We start from the raw sequence: 16,657 nt of genomic DNA on the forward strand, positions 1-16,657 counted from the left end.
AAATGGCGGAAATTAACTGGCAGGAAGCCGGACAGTTCGAAGATATCACCTATAAAAAATCAAATGGCGTAGCGCGTATTGCCTTCAACAGGCCTGATGTACGCAATGCCTTCCGGCCTAAAACCACGGCAGAGTTATATCGGGCGTTTTATGATGCCCAGGAAGACACTTCAATCGGAGTGGTTTTGTTATCTGCCGAAGGGCCATCTTCAAAAGACGGAATCTGGTCATTCTGTTCCGGTGGCGACCAAAAAGCACGCGGCCATCAAGGCTATGTGGGCGAAGACGGAATGCACCGACTCAACATTCTCGAGGTCCAAAGACTTATCCGGTTTATGCCGAAAGTAGTGATTGCCGTTGTCCCGGGTTGGGCCGTTGGCGGCGGACACAGCTTGCACGTTGTCTGTGACCTGACGCTTGCCAGTAAAGAACACGCCATCTTCAAACAGACCGATGCCGATGTGACCAGTTTTGACGGCGGGTACGGATCGGCTTACCTCGCGAAAATGGTCGGCCAGAAAAAAGCCAGGGAAATATTTTTCCTCGGACGCAATTACTCCGCCCAGGATGCTTTTGAAATGGGAATGGTCAATGCCGTAATCCCGCATGAAGAACTTGAAACCACAGCTTACGAATGGGCTCAGGAAATCCTCGAAAAATCACCGACATCCATAAAAATGCTCAAGTTCGCCATGAACCTCACAGACGACGGAATGGTCGGGCAACAGGTGTTTGCCGGTGAAGCGACTCGACTGGCGTATATGACAGATGAAGCGAAAGAGGGGCGAAATGCCTTTTTGGAGAAACGGAAACCGAATTTTGAGAAGAAGTGGATTCCGTGATAATTGGACAATTAGACAATTTGGAAATTTGAAAATTGGGTAATGCTCGGTTTGTCCATACCTGAATTTTGACATTTGAATTTCAAAAAAAATCTAAATTATTTACACCCAATGCTCCCATCTCCAAATTTTCAAATTCACAAATTTTCAAATTAATGTTCACTAACGAAACCATCGATACTTCCAATCTTCCACGGTTTGAAGAAATTCCATTGACGAAACTCAATCTGGCTTACGCAAAAGTCATCGTTATCATGCTGACATTTTTGTTTGTGGTATTCATCGGATTGGCTATCGCAGGTTCTGTTTTCATTGACGAATGGCAACCGTTCCGTGTGTGGATTTTCTTGGGAGTAGTCTGTGCCATTGCGATTATTTCTTTGTTTGCAGGTATTTCGTTCGTTAAAAAAGGATTTGCGTTCCGCGAGCACGACGTGGTCTATCGGCACGGCATCATCGCTACGACAACCATGATAATCCCCTATAACCGCGTGCAGCACGTAGCCCTTCATGAAGGTTTCCTATCCCGGATTTTCGGTTTGGCAAAAGTCCAGGTCTTTACGGCCGGCGGGCATCAGAGCGATCTTGAAATACCGGGAATCGCAAAAGAAGAAGCGGAAAGTATCAAACAATTGCTCATGAGCAAGATCCGTAAAGAACTTTGATGCAGCCGGATTTCAGCAAACCACAACGACAATCGAGCATAGGCGTTATCGTCATGTTCGCGAACGTACTTGTGGAATATGGCAAGGCCATGGCTCCGTTTATCATCATCATGCTTATCAAGGCCGGAAGCATGACCGCATTGGTTTTCTGGATTTCGCTTCCTGCTGTTTTAGTGGTAATTGCACTGATTGCGTGGCTTCGGTTCCGGAATTTTACATTCCAGCTTGACGATATCAATAAGGAATTTGTCCTCACAGAAGGCATCCTCAACAAAACCCGAATCGTAATCCAATACGATAAAATCCAACAGGTAAATATCAAACAGACACTATTGCAACGATTGATTTCGGTGTATGCGGTAGATGTGGATACTGCCGGAAGCGTCGATAAAGAAGCAAGTATCAAGGCCGTTTCGCATCAGGTGGCTTTAGGTGTCAAGGAACATCTGATGCAGAATATCCGTAAAACATCCGTTACTTCATCGGAACAGACTTCAGATGAAACCATAACAAAAGAAGTTCAAACCGAAACGCCAATCCTCAAGATCAGTTTGTGGAGCCTCATCAAAATTGGCCTGACTTCTAATTATCTAAGGACTTTCGGAGTTATTCTGGCCTTTTTCCTCACCATTTATGAAAATGCCATGCGTGTCATGGATGGAACCGGTTACCGTCATCACGATGTTACCGGCTATGTAAAACAAGATTTTACGCTTTCTGTCGGAGCGATACTGGTTGCCGCGATCCTTATTTTATTCCTGGTCATCAACCTGTTGCGGGTCGTTATCCGATATTTCAATTATACGGTGTCAAAACAGCAAGGCTCATTGTTATTGTCTTTCGGATTGATCAACACCAAGAGTACTATCGTCAAGCCGGAAAAAGTCCAGGAAACCTTCGTCACCCAGAATTATTTCCAGAAAAAGCTCGACATCCTCGAACTGCGTATCAAACAGGCCACGAACGGACAAGGCGAGAAACACAACAATGCAATTGAAATTCCGGGTTGCGACAAAAAAGAAACCAACCACCTGCTTGAATTACTGTTCCATACGATTCCGGAAAAAGGAGTGATGCTCAAACCAAATTACCGCAAACTCGTATTTGCAATTTTCCTCTCGATTGTAGTACCTTTAGGATTATTGCTGATTTTCCTTCCGGAAGAATTTCTCATTGGTTTCTATTGGATTTTTCCGGTCTATGCAGCATTGCGATTGTTATTGCTGACGGTTGGGTTTTTCAGATACAGATTGTACATCAACGACCGGTTCATCATCAAGACGAGCGGTGCCTGGGACGTGACAGACCAGATCATTGTTCCGGAGAAGATACAGGCGGTTTCGGTTTCGCAATTGTTCTGGCATAAATCGGCAGACATTGGCTACCTGACGCTTCACACTGCTGGGGGAAATTTATCGTTCCAACTTGGCAATTACACGGTCATCAAAGGTTATGTGAATAAATGGCTGTATGAGATCGAGAGCGGAGATAGTAACTGGATGTGATTTCGGTTAACGGTTAACAGATAACGGTAAAGAGGAAACTGTCAACAATGATGGCATAAAAGTAAAAAGGAAACGAATATAAATTTATAACACCAGCAGTTCCAACTGTTACTTGTTAACCGTTAACTGTTAACCCCAAAAACATGAAACACTGGATCGAAGCCGCCCGCCTCAGAACACTTCCCTTATCGGTTTCCGGAATACTCATAGGCTGTTTTTACGCCATGTCGCAAAGTATCTTCAACTGGAAGATCGTCATACTGGCTTTGAGCACGACGCTCGGGTTGCAGATTCTTTCGAATTTCGCCAATGATTACGGCGACGGGGTCAAAGGAACCGACAACGAAGATCGCATCGGGCCCAAACGCGCCATCCAGAGCGGCGTGATTTCCCCGGCGGAAATGAAACGCGCCATGATACTCACATCGGTACTGACGATGATTTCGGCCATTGCCCTGATTTACTTTTCATTTAAGGAACAATACCTGATCTATTCCGTATTCTTCCTGTTCCTGGGCTTTCTCGCGGTGGCATCCGCTATTCGGTATACGGTTGGGAATTCGGCTTACGGCTATCGAGGATACGGCGATTTGTTCGTTTTGATCTTCTTCGGATATGTAAGCACGCTTGGGATCTACTTTATGTTCGCCAAGGAATTCTCGGCCCATTTGTTTTTGCCTGCGACCGCCGTCGGATTCCTAAGTGTCGGGGTTTTGAACCTGAACAACATGCGCGATGAAGCTTCCGACAAAAAAGCCGGAAAGAATACCATCGTAGTCAAAATAGGAGGAGAGAACGCCAAGAAATATCATTTCTTCCTGATTATTTCAGCCATGGTTCTGGTCATTGTTTTTTCTATCCTTGAAGATTTCAGGCCTGACCAATACATATACCTGATTGCTTATTTTCCTTTAATCAAGCATTTAATCCGCGTCTACAAAAACAAAGAGCCACGCGCCCTTGATCCGGAGTTGAAGAAATTGGCCATCAGTACGTTCCTGTTGTCAGTACTGTTATCGCTTTCGCTGATATCATTCATCCAGGATTGCATCGTCCAGTTTTTCACCGCCATATCGAATAATCTTTAATCCACCGTACCCATATTGATTGTTAACATTAATTATTAATTAAAATGAAAATCACCTATCTAGGTCACGCCTCACTTCAAATCGAGACCGGCGGACGTCATATAATCGTTGATCCATTTATCTCTGCAAACGAACTCGCGGCCCACATTGACCTCGATTCACTAAAAGCCGATTATATATTACTCACACACGCACACGGAGACCACATCCTGGACGTAGATGCCATTGCCGCACGGACAGGCGCACTCATCGTTTCAAATCCTGAAATCGCCGGACATTACGCTTCAAAAGGCTACAAAACCCACGGCATGAACCACGGCGGAACCTGGGAACTCGATTTCGGAAAGGTCAAATATGTCAACGCCATTCATTCCAGTTCATTTCCGGACGGTTCTTATGGTGGAAATCCCGGAGGTTTCATCATCGAATCGGAACACAAAACCATCTACATTGCAGGCGATACGGCTTTGACGTATGACATGAAACTCATTCCGTTGCGCTACAAACTCGACCTGGCCATTTTACCCATCGGAAGCAATTATACCATGGATGTCGATGACGCCGTGACCGCTTCGGATTTCGTGGCATGCAACAAAATCCTTGGGTATCATTTCGATACGTTCGGCTACATCAAAATCAACAAAGAAGATGCAAAGCGCAAATTCAGCCAAGCCGGAAAGGAACTCATTTTATTACCGGTTGGTGATTCCACCGAAGTTTAGTTAGATTTGCATTTTGAAGCTGTTTCCGGTATTCCGCTTTTAGCTTTTTTTGAAAAATGCTGTTTTGTTAACGGCAAAAGGAGCTTCTTTTAGTCGCTCTTTTGCCGTAACCCAACAACGCATTTTTCTGCAAAAGGCTAACCGCTGCAACCCGGGCTAGGCTGTATTCTATGAAAGCACCTTTTTTACTTCATTTTGCAATCGGTTTTTTTAGCCTGTCTGCAATCGCCCAAAGCGGCTATTGGGATCGCGAGCGCGCCACGACCAAGGAATTCATCGTTCCGGCCGGCGACCGCGTCATTGTAAAGACCCAGAATTTTCCGGTCGGCACTACAGAAGTCGTCTATCGCATCACCGTGCTCGACGACAACCAGAAAATGACCAATAACCTCGGCGCCGTACTCAAGGCAATCCCGGATCCATCGGGGATTTCACAAGGAACAGGTGCTTCGATCCAATTGCTTTCGACCGTATCGGGAAAAGACGAATGTACATATGCCATCTTTACCGACAAAGCCAAAGCAGATGCTTACAAAACTTCCGGAAAACCGGACGGTGCCTGTATCAGTCAACCGAACCCAATCAGTAAGGAAGCCAAAGTAATAGGTGGAAAATCGGCCTGTCTAAACAAGCAATTCCTGTATTTCGCTTTTGAAAGCGACAACTGGTTCATGCGCCAGAAAATCGTGCTCGAAGTAGTGCCATGGGTAGATTTCAAAGCCAGTACAGGCTGGACCAATGAGAACAAACTCGCCATCCTCAATCTGTGTAAAAGCTCGAACCTTGCCGGTTTGATGATCCGGCCGGACGATTTGTGCCTTTGTATTCTTGACAAATTCACCCAGAAATACACGTTTGCCGAATACAGCAATTTACTTGTGACGGAAAAATCAAAATTGTTCCGCGACTTCGGGGCAGCCTGTCTGGACAGCAAATCCACGTCGAATAAAAGCGTGCTTGAAACCGCAAGGCAGGATGCGGAGAAACACTTTACCAATAAAAATTACGAACAGGCGATCAACCTGATGCAATCGGCGATCATAGCCAGCGGAAACGGAACGGCTACCGATTACAATATGCTGGCGAAATACTATCTGTACAGCAGGCAATACCAACGTGCCAAGGCCGCTTTGGACGAAGCCGAGAAAAAGGACAATGCCGATTTACTCGTAAAACTCAACATGGCGCATTATTACCTGCTCACAGATGATTACAGGAAAGCGAAGGAAATCCACGAAAAATTCATGAAACAGAATATATCGGCCAAAGAAAGCTGGACTGACAGGACGCGAGAGGATTTCATCGACTTCAATAAAGCCGGGATCGCGAGTGAGGATTTTTACCGCATTTTGAAGTTGTTCCCGAATTAGTTGACGGATGACGGTTTTGGATTGCCGTCCTGAAATTTTGAGTAACTTCGGGTAAAAATCAGGCAGTTATCTTATGAAATACATAGCGGCTTTTTTACTGTTTTCTCTAATCGGCTGTAAACCGAAAATGCCACCTGATTTTTCCATCGTTGGAGATTTCGATGTCGACACATATAATTCTCAAACCGGAATTTTTACCAGATATTATGTGATGAAGCCTCTGGCTGTAGTCAAGATGGAATTGACGGCAGATGAAAAACAGGAACTCTTTGATTATTGTGAAAAAATTGATTTCTTTAGTTTTCCTTCTGAATTCCAATGCGATACATTGCATCCCGGTGGAATCATTCCAAGTTCATCCATAGAAATCCAGATTCGGGCAAACGGCATCATAAAAGGATCAAGAACAAGTACTTATTGTGATACCAAACTACAAATGGAAAAAGAAAAAAAACTCTATCTGCTATACGATAAGCTTTGGAATATGATTGAAAAAAAGGCCGCCTATAAATCAATCCCACCTGCAGATGTAATCCGACTGTAAACAATGAAAGTTATTGTGTACTTAGTAACAATTATACTGGTAATAGGCTGCAAGCCAGATTCCGCAATGCCGGATGATTTCAGCTTCCGGATCACACATGGAAAACAGGTATACGATTCAAAGTCCGGAATGTTGTCACGAAAGTACATTAAAAGCCATACGAAATCGGTTCGTATTGAACTGTCTGAAAGCCAAAAACAGGCTGTCTTTGACTATTATAGAAAAATAGGATTTTTAAGTTTCCCGGTTTCATTCGAGTGCGATCCGAAAAAACAAGCCTATGATCCGGGCCAGAGAGAACTTGAAATAGAAATCGTGGCGAATGGCATAAATAAAGCCTCGAAGTCAGAAAATCAATGTGCCTGTAAACTCGAAGCGAAAAAAGAACGTCAGCTTGTAAACCTTGGCAATTACATTTTCAATATTCTGGTCAAAAGCGAGGAATACAAAAAATTACCACCGACAGATTATACCCATCTGTGATTTCAGTATACTTTTAATTATCCCTGAAAATCATCATCGCCACCGCCATTCTCTCTTTGCGGACGGTTTTCCCTGTCATTCTTCTGACGGTTGAATCTGTAAGTCAATGAAAATGTCACCTGACGCACACGCCATTGCATTTCTGAATGAGAATCGAGAACGCCCGGTAAATACGTATCGGTAATCCTTTTACGCGAGTTGAAAACATCCTGTACGTTTAGGGCGACTGTCGCTTTATCTTTTAAGATGTCTTTACTGAAACCTAAGTTCATACTGGGCACACCAAGGTTTTTACCCTGAGCGGTTTTTTGCGGGCCGTTGTAGTTGAAATTCGTCTGCCAGTCAATTTTGTATGGAAGAGTCACTTTGGAAGACAGACGCGTGCTCCAGGTGTAGGCCGTATTGTCAAGGTTTTCTGTTATTACAATGCCATCAGAATCCGTATACGAATAATCGCCTTTGGTTTCTACCCGGAAGAAGTTGAAATTGGAATTGATCTTCCACCACTTATATGGGGAATAATTAAGCGTGAATTCAAAACCGAAACGGTATTCGAGCCCCAGGTTCACCGGTGTCGAAAGTATTACCGGTGTTTGCGAACCATCTTCATTAGTGACAAACTCGCCTGATTCACGTCGGATGAACTGGAATGAATCGGTAGTGCGGTTGATATAGGCCGATGTACTTAAGGTAAGCTTCTTCCAGCGTTTGAGATAGCCAAGATCGAAGGCATCGGTAAACGAAGGATCCAGATCCGGATTTCCCTTGAAAAGGTTGATATTGCTGGAATAATTGGAGAACGGGTTGATAAACCTGCCGCGCGGTCTTGATATGCGTCGGCTGTAGTTTAATGAAACTGTGCTTTCTTCAGCTATCTGATAGGTAAGGAAAGCGCTGGGGAAGAAATTGTTGTAGTGTTTGTTGTTGAAATCCTGGTTCTGCAACTGGTTGATATCGATATTGGAATCTTCCCAACGCAAGCCCAGCAAATAAGAAAACTTACCCACTTTAGAGCCGAATTGCGTATATATCGCATTGATTTTTTCTTTGTAGATCAAATGATTGGTATATCGCAAATCCGGATTATAACCTGTTCCGACTGCCAGTGTATCTACACGGAAATCCGTATCGAGGCTGTTGTATTCTCCTTTGAAACCCGCCTCGAACTGGCTGTCTTTCCCAATCGGAAGTACATAATCGGCCATGATGACGTTGCGGTTCTGGATTTCTTTGTTGGTGGTAAGCTGGTCTCCGTAATTTATAGCGGAATCGTCATGGTCCTGGTTTAGGGCAAACGAAGCATTCAAGGTAAGTTTGTGCCCTTCTTTCTTGAAATTGTGGACTAAAGTCGAGGTGTATTCCACATTTTGCTCGCCTCCGGTCTGATCGTTGAAGCGTTGGGTCTGGCCGGTGAAATTCTGATTGGCATCGTAATTATAGTAATCAACTGTTTCCGGGTTCTGGTTTGAATTGCGCCGAAGGTTGAGCGCATTGGTCCAGGTGGTCTTATCGGTCAGGAACCAGTCGAACCCGTAATTGGCATTATAACCTTTGTTGAGACGTTCGTTTTCACGGCGTTCGTCAATGTAGTTTCTGGTGGAATTATCCGCATTTAAATATCTGGTATCGACCTGCGTATTTCCGGGATTGTTTCGGTAGTTGTATCCGATGGTCGCAAAAAAATTGACTTCTTTCTGCTTGAAATTCACGTTGCCGGACAAACCGTAATTTTCAGGATCCCCGACGGTTCCTATCAAGGTTCCGTTCAATCCCATGTTCTTTCCTTTTTTGAGGATGATGTTGAGCAATCCGCCACCACCTTCTGAATCATAGCGCGCCGACGGATTCGTAACGACTTCTACTTTATCGATGGCATCTGCCGGGATAATCTTCAGGGCTTCGGTGATGTTGATGGCATTCGACGGCTTTCCGTCAATCAGTATACGGACATTTTCATTTCCGCGAAGGGCGATGGTTCCGTCCGGATCGACGGTCACAGAAGGTATGTTATCAAGCACATCGCTGACCGTTCCGCCTTTGACCATCAAATCCTGGCCCACGTTGTAGACTTTTTTATCGAGTTTGATTTCGACCGAAGTACGTTCGGCGCGTACGGTCACTTCACTCAGCATCTGTGCATCTTCCGACAGGCCGATGCTTCCCAGATTCGTATCGGAATTCAATACTTTTCCTGTCATCTTGGACGATTGGAACGATATGAATTCAAAGCTGATATCATATGTCCCGGCAGGAACATCTATGCTGAAACTTCCTTTGGAATCTGTAATGCCACCCGCAATGGGCTTGGTCTGTCCCGGCTGGAAGAACGTTATGGTCGCATATTCAAGTGGCTGCTTGCTGATTTTTTCAACTATGTTACCGCTTACCTTGATTTTTGGTCCCGAATTACCCGGTTGTGCATATATAAACGATGAAAGAAGGAGTAGAGAGGTAACGAACAGTACTTGAATGGATTTCATAAAGGGATTTTTCCGGTTGGCCCGACAGACCACAAAAATAGCCGATGGTTTAGGCGTCAGATGCTAAAGGTTTGTTAAAGATTGGTTATCAAAATGGCTATGGATTTGGCCGGAATCGTTTGAAAAATCGCTATCTTGGAGGCACAAAATTCCAAACAGCTTTATGTTTATAGAACAGGCATATAAAGGGGACAACTCGTTATGGAAAGTCATCCTTACGACCATTTTATCGGGAGGCGTATTCTTTTTGAATATCCTGGTTTTCATTTTTGTGCCCGATGATTTTCTCGAGCAGGCCTATGCCGCACAATCTGGTCCGCCGTCAATCGTCAATTTCCTTATCGTACTTTTGCCTTTCGCTTTTTTACTCGGACTGCTTTTCCTGTTGGTCAGGTTTCTGCACGAACGAAGCATCTTATCGTTGACCACATCACGCCCAAAGATTGACTTCAAAAGGTTTTGGTTTGCGTTCTTCCTGATCGTACTGAGTTCATTGATACTATTCGCGATTGAATATTTTTCAGATCCGTCGGCCATTTCGGTTTCTCTTAATATGCCGCGTTTCCTGATATTTCTGTTGATTTCACTTTTGCTGCTTCCATTGCAGATTGGGTTCGAAGAATATTTTTTTCGCGGGTTCCTCATGCAACAAATTGGGATTGCGAGTAGGAACAGATGGCTGCCTTTGGTACTGACATCGGTTTTTTTCGGCGTATGCCATGCGGCCAATCCGGAAATCAATGAAATGGGAATGTGGCTGCTTGTCTATTATATAGGCACCGGTTTTCTACTCGGGATTATTGTGTTGATGGATCAAGGCCTTGAACTCACGCTGGGTTATCATTTCGGAAATAACCTGATTGCCTCCATACTTATTTCTTACCAGCATTCGGCACTGCAAAGCGAAACCATCTTCAAATATGTAAACGATCCTGATCCGGCAGAAATGCTCCATTCCATGTTGATCGGGATGGTGATTTCCTACCCGCTGTTAATTCTCATACTTGCCAAGGTGTTTAAATGGACGAATTGGAAACAACGCTTATTCGGCAAGGTAAATCCACCGATTATTGAATCAGAACTTCAAACCCAATATCATGAAAACGCCCACCTATAAAAATGTACATCACCGTTTCAAGCTCAACGGATTCCATCTGGATGCAGACGATCTTTGCCGTGTAGCTTACAGTTTCATCAAAGAAGGCGAAGCCTATGAGCGTTCCGTCGGGACTTTTTTGCTCGATTGGTTTGACGACAGAAGCCATATCGAAATACATACATCAGGTTCTACAGGTGACCCCAAGAATATCTGGGTAGACAAACAAGCAATGGTCAATTCTGCTCTGGCCACAGGTGATTTCTTTGACCTTTCTCCCGGAAACCGAATCCTGCATTGCCTTCCGACCAAATTCATAGCCGGAAAAATGATGTTCGTACGCGGATTCATACTTGGACTTGACGTTGATTTTGTGGCACCAACTGCAAACCCGTTCGAATACAACGACCAGAAATATGATTTCGCCGCCATGGTTCCTATGCAGGCGGAACATTCAATCGACAGTTTGTCCAATATCAAAAAACTTATAATCGGGGGTGCAAGCATCAGTCCGTCGCTTGAGAAAAAGCTCATGAAAATTCCGTCTGAAATCTATGAAACCTACGGAATGACCGAAACCATCACGCATATCGCAGCCAAGAAAGTAGGTGAGGCGGCTTTCTCTGTTTTGCCAGGCGTAACCGTTTCTTATGACGATAATAATTGTCTCGTGATCCATGCACCGCGAATCTCAGAGGATGTCATCGTAACGCGGGATGTGGTCGAACTGATAAACGAAAACCAGTTCCTGTTCCTCGGTCGGGCAGATAATGTCGTCAACAGCGGTGGCATCAAGCTGATTCCGGAAGTCATCGAATCAAAATTATCGGGAAAGATCGGGCAGCGCTTTTTTGTCGCCGGCGTGCCGGATGAAACCCTTGGTGAAAAACTGGTTTTGTTCGTCGAAGGAACTCAAGTTGAAATTTCAACCGAAGTATTCTCAAACCTCGATAAATATGAGAGGCCGCGCGAAATTCGTTTTGTTCCTGCATTTTCAGAAACAGGCAGTGGGAAAATAATCCGGCGCGAAACCACAGGCGTTTAGAGACCTTTTACGTCTATCAGGAAATTTTCTGTCAGCACTTTGGGTTTGTCTTTTCCGTTTAGGAATTGCTTTTCAGGAGTCGGTTCTATACGCACGGTTTTTCCGTTTACGACAATATCTACCGGAAGAGAAAAGTGGGAGACGGTATTTTCGTATCGGTAGCTCCATTTGCCGTTTTCGTTTTCCCAAACAAGCAGCGGAATTTTAGTCGTATTCAGGTATTGCTCGAAAACCGGCCTGAGGCTTCGGCTCATTTCACGGCTGAAGTAATCACAAACCGTCCTGGTGTCTATGATTTGGTGTGCGAAACGGGTGCTGTACCTGTTGATGATTTTCCACCAGCGTTCGTCATCGTTCAGCACGTTACGGAGCGTATGCAGCATCCAGGCACCTTTGGGATACATATCGCCCGAACCTTCATTATTGACACCATATTGGCCTATTACCGGATCATAATTATGGATGTTCTTTCTAATGCCATTCATATAGGCATAGGCTTTTTCCTTGCCTTGGGTGCATTCCACATAAACCGCTTCCGAATACATAGTGAAGCCTTCGTGAATCCACATGTCTGCAATGTCTTTGGATGTGATGCTGTTGCCGAACCATTCGTGCCCGCTTTCATGGACAATGATATAATCGAATGACAACCCAATTCCGGTTCCCGATAAATCGCTGCCTTTGTAGCCTTTGAGGTAATCATTCCCGTAAGCTACGACGCTCTGGTGTTCCATTCCAAGGTAGGGCGTTTCAACCAGTTTATATCCATCTTCCTTAAACGGGTACGGCCCGAATTTATCCTCGAAACAATCAAGCATGGAATGGACTTCCTTAAAATGTTCCCTTGCTTTCGCCTCGTTTTGTTTCAGCACATAAAAATCGAGATCGAGTCCGTTGTGCGTATCGTGGATATGGGCATAATCGGCTATGTTCACGGTTATGTCGTAGTTGTTGATCGGGTTCGTGACTTCCCAGACCCATCTGGTCCAGCCGTTTCCTAAATCTGCCGAGCTTTCTAGTCGACCATTGGAAACTTCGGTCAAACCTGTCGGAATGGTAACGGCTATTCGGGCACCATTGTCCGGTTCATCGGTCTGCGTATCTTTTGACGGAAACCACAAACTGGAGCCTGTTCCTTGAACCGCAACTCCTATGAAATCCTTTCCATTCGAATCTTTTTTCCACACAAAGCCTCCTTGCCAGGGAGCGTGAGGAGCTTCGATAGGTTTTCCGTGGTAATAGAACCGAAGCACATCGGTCATACCTTCCTGCCACATTTGCGGAAAATTGATGAAAACCGCGCCAAAATCTCTTTTATAATCGAGTTTTTTTCCACGCGAGACAATGCTGTCGATTGTCATATTCTGGAACAGATCGAGCTGGATGCGTTGTGTATTTTCGGTAATAAGAAACGAAATTTCGTTATAGCCGCGAATACTTTTCTCTTTCGGGTCGATGGTGATATTGAGATCGTATTTCTTTACGTCGAAAGATGTTCGTTCCGGTCGCAATCCACCCTGAAGCGAATCTTTGCGTGTGAACGGTTGGCTGATGGCTGCGATTGACGATAAGAAAACAGCAAGAAAAAGAATACGTTTCATGTCCCGATTTTTCAGATGGGTCTAAAATACGGCAAAAATGTAACGGATGCTTAGTTAACGTGAGTTCGATATAAGAACTTCCCCTGACGCTTGAAATAGTGACTTCTTAAAAGGAAATCGGGAGCTAATTCCAGAAAACACACGTCTCCTGCGTTGGATTTTTAGCTGATAGCACCACTATCACCCAAAAATCCGTCTTGAATCCGTGTATTTTCTGAAATCCAGGCTTTGTACTTACATCGAACTCACGTTAGTTAAATCAAACCTGAATTACGCCAAGGTTGAATTTTCTTTCGATAGGAGCGTGGTTCGCGGCTTCGATACCCATGGAAATCCAGGTTCTGGTTTCTAACGGATCTATTATCCCATCTGTCCACAATCGTGAAGCGGCGTAATACGGAGAAACCTGTGCATCGTATTTGGATTTGATCTTATCGAACAATTCCTTTTCTCGTGCTTCGTCGACCGTTTCGCCTTTTGCCTTGAGTGAAGATGCCTCGATCTGCATGAGTACTTTTGCGGCCTGTGTTCCGCCCATTACGGCAAGTTCGGCATTTGGCCAGGCGGCAATGAGTCTTGGATCGTATGCTTTTCCACACATGGCGTAATTTCCGGCTCCATACGAATTCCCGACGATGACAGTAAATTTTGGAACGACCGAATTACTCACGGCATTGACCATTTTGGCCCCGTCTTTTATGATGCCGCCGTGTTCCGATTTTGATCCGACCATAAATCCGGTCACATCCTGAAGGAAAACCAACGGTATTTTTTTCTGGTTGCAGTTCGCTATGAAACGTGTGGCTTTATCGGCAGAATCAGAATAGATAACGCCACCGAACTGCATTTCGCCTTTTTTGGATTTGACCACTTTGCGCTGGTTCGCGACGATCCCGACGGCCCAACCGTCAATGCGGGCGTAAGCTGTGATAATCGTTTGTCCATAGCCAGCCTTGTATTCGTCTATTTCCGAATCATCGACAAGGCGTTTGATGATTTCCATCATATCGTATTGTTCCGATCTCGACTTTGGCATGATTCCGTAAATATCCTCAGGTTTTTCTTTTGGCTTAGCCGATTGTATGCGGTTAAAACCGGCTTTCTCATAATCGCCGATTTTGCCAACAATGCTCTTGATTCGATCCAATGCATCTTTATCGTCCTTCGCCTTGTAATCGGTGACACCGGAAATTTCACAATGTGTCGTGGCACCTCCGAGCGTTTCGTTGTCTATGGTTTCACCTATCGCGGCTTTTACAAGATAGCTTCCGGCCAAAAAAATACTTCCGGTTTTGTCTACGATCAAGGCTTCATCGCTCATAATCGGTAAGTAAGCCCCACCGGCGACACAACTTCCCATGACGGCGGCAATCTGTGTAATGCCAAGGCTGCTCATGATGGCATTGTTGCGAAAGATACGCCCGAAATGTTCCTTATCCGGGAAAATCTCATCCTGGAGTGGAAGATAAACCCCGGCGCTGTCTACCAGATAAATAATCGGGAGACGATTTTCCATGGCGATTTCCTGTGCCCGAAGGTTCTTTTTTCCGGTAATCGGAAACCAGGCACCGGCTTTGACCGTGGCATCATTGGCGACAACGATGCATTGTTTTCCGCTGATGTAACCCATGACGACAACCACCCCTCCAGATGGACAGCCGCCGTGTTCGGCGTACATTCCCTCCCCGGCGAAAGCACCGATTTCTATTTGTTTTGTTTTGTCGTCGAGCAGGTAATCGATACGTTCACGGGCCGTCATTTTACCTTCGGCATGCAGTTTTTCGATGCGCTTTTCACCTCCGCCGAGTTTTACTTTGGCGAATTTCTGGCGTAAGTCTGACAATAAAAGTTTGTTGTGATCTTCGTTGGCGTTGAAAGTAAGATCCATTTTAGCAGTGGGAATTTGGTGGCGCTAAAGTACGAAAACGATTGAGACAATTGTTCGCTTGCGATAGTAGACAATTTTTATTTTATATATGAAGATTTTCTTACTTCAAAACTTCAAATGATCACGAACGGTTTTAAATAATGAATTCACATTTGTCGGCAAAATCTATCGCTAGAAAATTAACAAAAAAGGCAGAAAAAATGTACTTATTAAAAAGCCGGATTTTTTAGGGAAACGATCGGCCCCTCCCCAGTGCCAAGTTAGCAAATCACAAAATAAAGAAGGTACAGAAAAACTACCTAACCCGAGGCGCAGCCGAACTGTATGGAACGAAGTGCAATAAAATGTTAAATAAACCTGAGATTACTTATTTGGAAAAGAAAGGAGGAAGGTACAATTTATTGTAAGACTAGCCCTGATCGCGGCGATAGCCCACAGGAACAATGGCTATTTTTTGCAAAACCGAACCGGCGTGGCGACAACAGAAGCCAACGCCGGTGCAGCAAAAAAAGCCATTGGGCCGAGGACTTAAGCCAAGAGCAGGAATATGCTCCAAACCAAAATAATTCATTACTTTAGTGTAGTAGCAGAAGCTTAAAACGGATGGAGTGGAGCCATGGAATTCTTAATATTGGCTTAACATTGGAAAGCTACCTTTGCACCATTAAAAAACCACAACAGGCATGAACCTGAATACGATCTTCCAGTTTCTGGTACCAAAAGATAAGAAGTTTTTTCCGCTTTTCGAGCAGGCGTCTTTCAACCTGACCTTACTTGCAGAAGCCTTGCACGAAGCCATAAATGCGCCAAAAGAGGAACGTGAGGAGTATTTCAAGAAAATCGAGGAACTTGAGGCCAAAATTGAAGACATCACTCACAGAACCCATCTGGAACTTTCCCGGAATTTCATCACGCCGTTTGACCGTGAAGACATCCACCTGCTTATAAAATCTATCGACAACGTAGCCGATTACATGCATGGAGCCGCGAGCCGCATGCGTTTGTACCAGGTTGAGAAAATCACAAAATCTATCCGTAAACTTACCGAGATCAACCTGGAATGCTGCCAGTTGATTGCTGTTGGCATCAAGGAACTCAAAGACCTGAACAACCATAAGAACATTGCAGACGTCTGCAAGAAAATAAACAAACTCGAAAGCAAGGCCGATATGGTTTTTGATAAGGCTGTTGCCGATATTTTCGAGAATGAGACCGATGCCAAGAACATCATTAAGTACAAGGAAGTACTTTCTGCGCTCGAATCGGCTTCGGACAAATGTAAGAGCGTCGCCAACGTGATCGAACAGATCGCAGTGAAACATTCCTAA

At 44.6% G+C, this 16,657-nt stretch carries 14 protein-coding genes; 11 read left to right on the plus strand and 3 right to left on the minus strand.

The window, feature by feature from the left end:
- Positions 1-2: 2 nt before the first annotated feature.
- The 8 genes from G6047_RS12940 (at position 3) to G6047_RS12975 (ending at position 7,219) form a co-directional block, all read left to right on the plus strand.
- Positions 3-842 (plus strand): 1,4-dihydroxy-2-naphthoyl-CoA synthase, encoded by an 840-nt coding sequence (locus G6047_RS12940; protein ID WP_169528047.1) that lies wholly within the window; start codon positions 3-5, stop codon positions 840-842.
- A gap of 155 nt (positions 843-997) precedes the next feature.
- Complete coding sequence (locus G6047_RS12945; protein ID WP_169528048.1) at positions 998-1,507, plus strand: PH domain-containing protein; 510 nt, start codon at positions 998-1,000, stop codon at positions 1,505-1,507.
- Positions 1,507-3,012, plus strand: a complete 1,506-nt coding sequence (locus tag G6047_RS12950) for a PH domain-containing protein (RefSeq protein WP_169528049.1) — start codon at positions 1,507-1,509, stop codon at positions 3,010-3,012. The genes G6047_RS12945 and G6047_RS12950 overlap by 1 nt, the downstream gene beginning before the upstream one ends.
- Before the next feature lie 143 nt (positions 3,013-3,155).
- Complete coding sequence (locus G6047_RS12955; protein ID WP_169528050.1) at positions 3,156-4,100, plus strand: 1,4-dihydroxy-2-naphthoate polyprenyltransferase; 945 nt, start codon at positions 3,156-3,158, stop codon at positions 4,098-4,100.
- A 44-nt stretch (positions 4,101-4,144) separates the two neighbouring features.
- On the plus strand, positions 4,145-4,822 hold the full coding sequence (locus G6047_RS12960) for a metal-dependent hydrolase (RefSeq protein WP_169528051.1): 678 nt from the start codon (positions 4,145-4,147) through the stop codon (positions 4,820-4,822).
- Between the two features lie 170 nt (positions 4,823-4,992).
- Entirely contained in the window at positions 4,993-6,192 is a 1,200-nt protein-coding gene (locus tag G6047_RS12965; RefSeq protein ID WP_169528052.1) for a tetratricopeptide repeat protein, read from the plus strand.
- A 73-nt stretch (positions 6,193-6,265) separates the two neighbouring features.
- The gene (locus tag G6047_RS12970) at positions 6,266-6,736 is read left to right on the plus strand and encodes a hypothetical protein (protein WP_169528053.1); all 471 of its coding nucleotides are present in this window, start codon (positions 6,266-6,268) and stop codon (positions 6,734-6,736) included.
- Between the two features lie 3 nt (positions 6,737-6,739).
- Complete coding sequence (locus G6047_RS12975; RefSeq protein ID WP_169528054.1) at positions 6,740-7,219, plus strand: hypothetical protein; 480 nt, start codon at positions 6,740-6,742, stop codon at positions 7,217-7,219.
- A gap of 17 nt (positions 7,220-7,236) precedes the next feature.
- Here the strand turns inward: G6047_RS12975 and G6047_RS12980 are convergent, their stop codons facing one another.
- On the minus strand, positions 7,237-9,699 hold the full coding sequence (locus tag G6047_RS12980) for an outer membrane beta-barrel family protein (protein ID WP_169528055.1): 2,463 nt from the start codon (positions 9,697-9,699) through the stop codon (positions 7,237-7,239).
- A 163-nt stretch (positions 9,700-9,862) separates the two neighbouring features.
- On the opposite strand from G6047_RS12980, the gene G6047_RS12985 reads away from it, so the two are divergent.
- Both G6047_RS12985 and G6047_RS12990 read left to right on the plus strand, forming a co-directional pair.
- Positions 9,863-10,816, plus strand: coding sequence for a CPBP family intramembrane glutamic endopeptidase (locus tag G6047_RS12985; RefSeq protein ID WP_169528056.1), 954 nt, complete (start codon positions 9,863-9,865; stop codon positions 10,814-10,816).
- Positions 10,797-11,840 carry an AMP-binding protein gene (locus G6047_RS12990; RefSeq protein ID WP_169528057.1) on the plus strand — a complete coding sequence of 348 codons (1,044 nt, stop codon included), beginning with the start codon at positions 10,797-10,799 and terminating at the stop codon, positions 11,838-11,840. Before G6047_RS12985 ends, G6047_RS12990 begins: the two co-directional genes overlap by 20 nt.
- Here G6047_RS12990 and G6047_RS12995 read toward each other — a convergent pair.
- Positions 11,837-13,441, minus strand: coding sequence for a M1 family metallopeptidase (locus G6047_RS12995; protein WP_169528058.1), 1,605 nt, complete (start codon positions 13,439-13,441; stop codon positions 11,837-11,839). The two genes, G6047_RS12990 and G6047_RS12995, sit on opposite strands and share 4 nt — an antisense overlap.
- 259 nt (positions 13,442-13,700) lie before the next feature.
- Positions 13,701-15,329: an acyl-CoA carboxylase subunit beta gene (locus G6047_RS13000; RefSeq protein WP_169528059.1), complete on the minus strand. Its 1,629-nt coding sequence runs from the start codon at positions 15,327-15,329 to the stop codon at positions 13,701-13,703.
- 683 nt (positions 15,330-16,012) lie between these two features.
- Between G6047_RS13000 and G6047_RS13005 the strand changes: the two genes are divergently transcribed.
- Complete coding sequence (locus G6047_RS13005) at positions 16,013-16,657, plus strand: DUF47 domain-containing protein (RefSeq protein WP_169528060.1); 645 nt, start codon at positions 16,013-16,015, stop codon at positions 16,655-16,657.

The organism is Flavobacterium silvaticum, assembly GCF_012911565.1.
GTDB classification, from domain to species: Bacteria; Bacteroidota; Bacteroidia; order Flavobacteriales; family Flavobacteriaceae; genus Flavobacterium; species Flavobacterium silvaticum.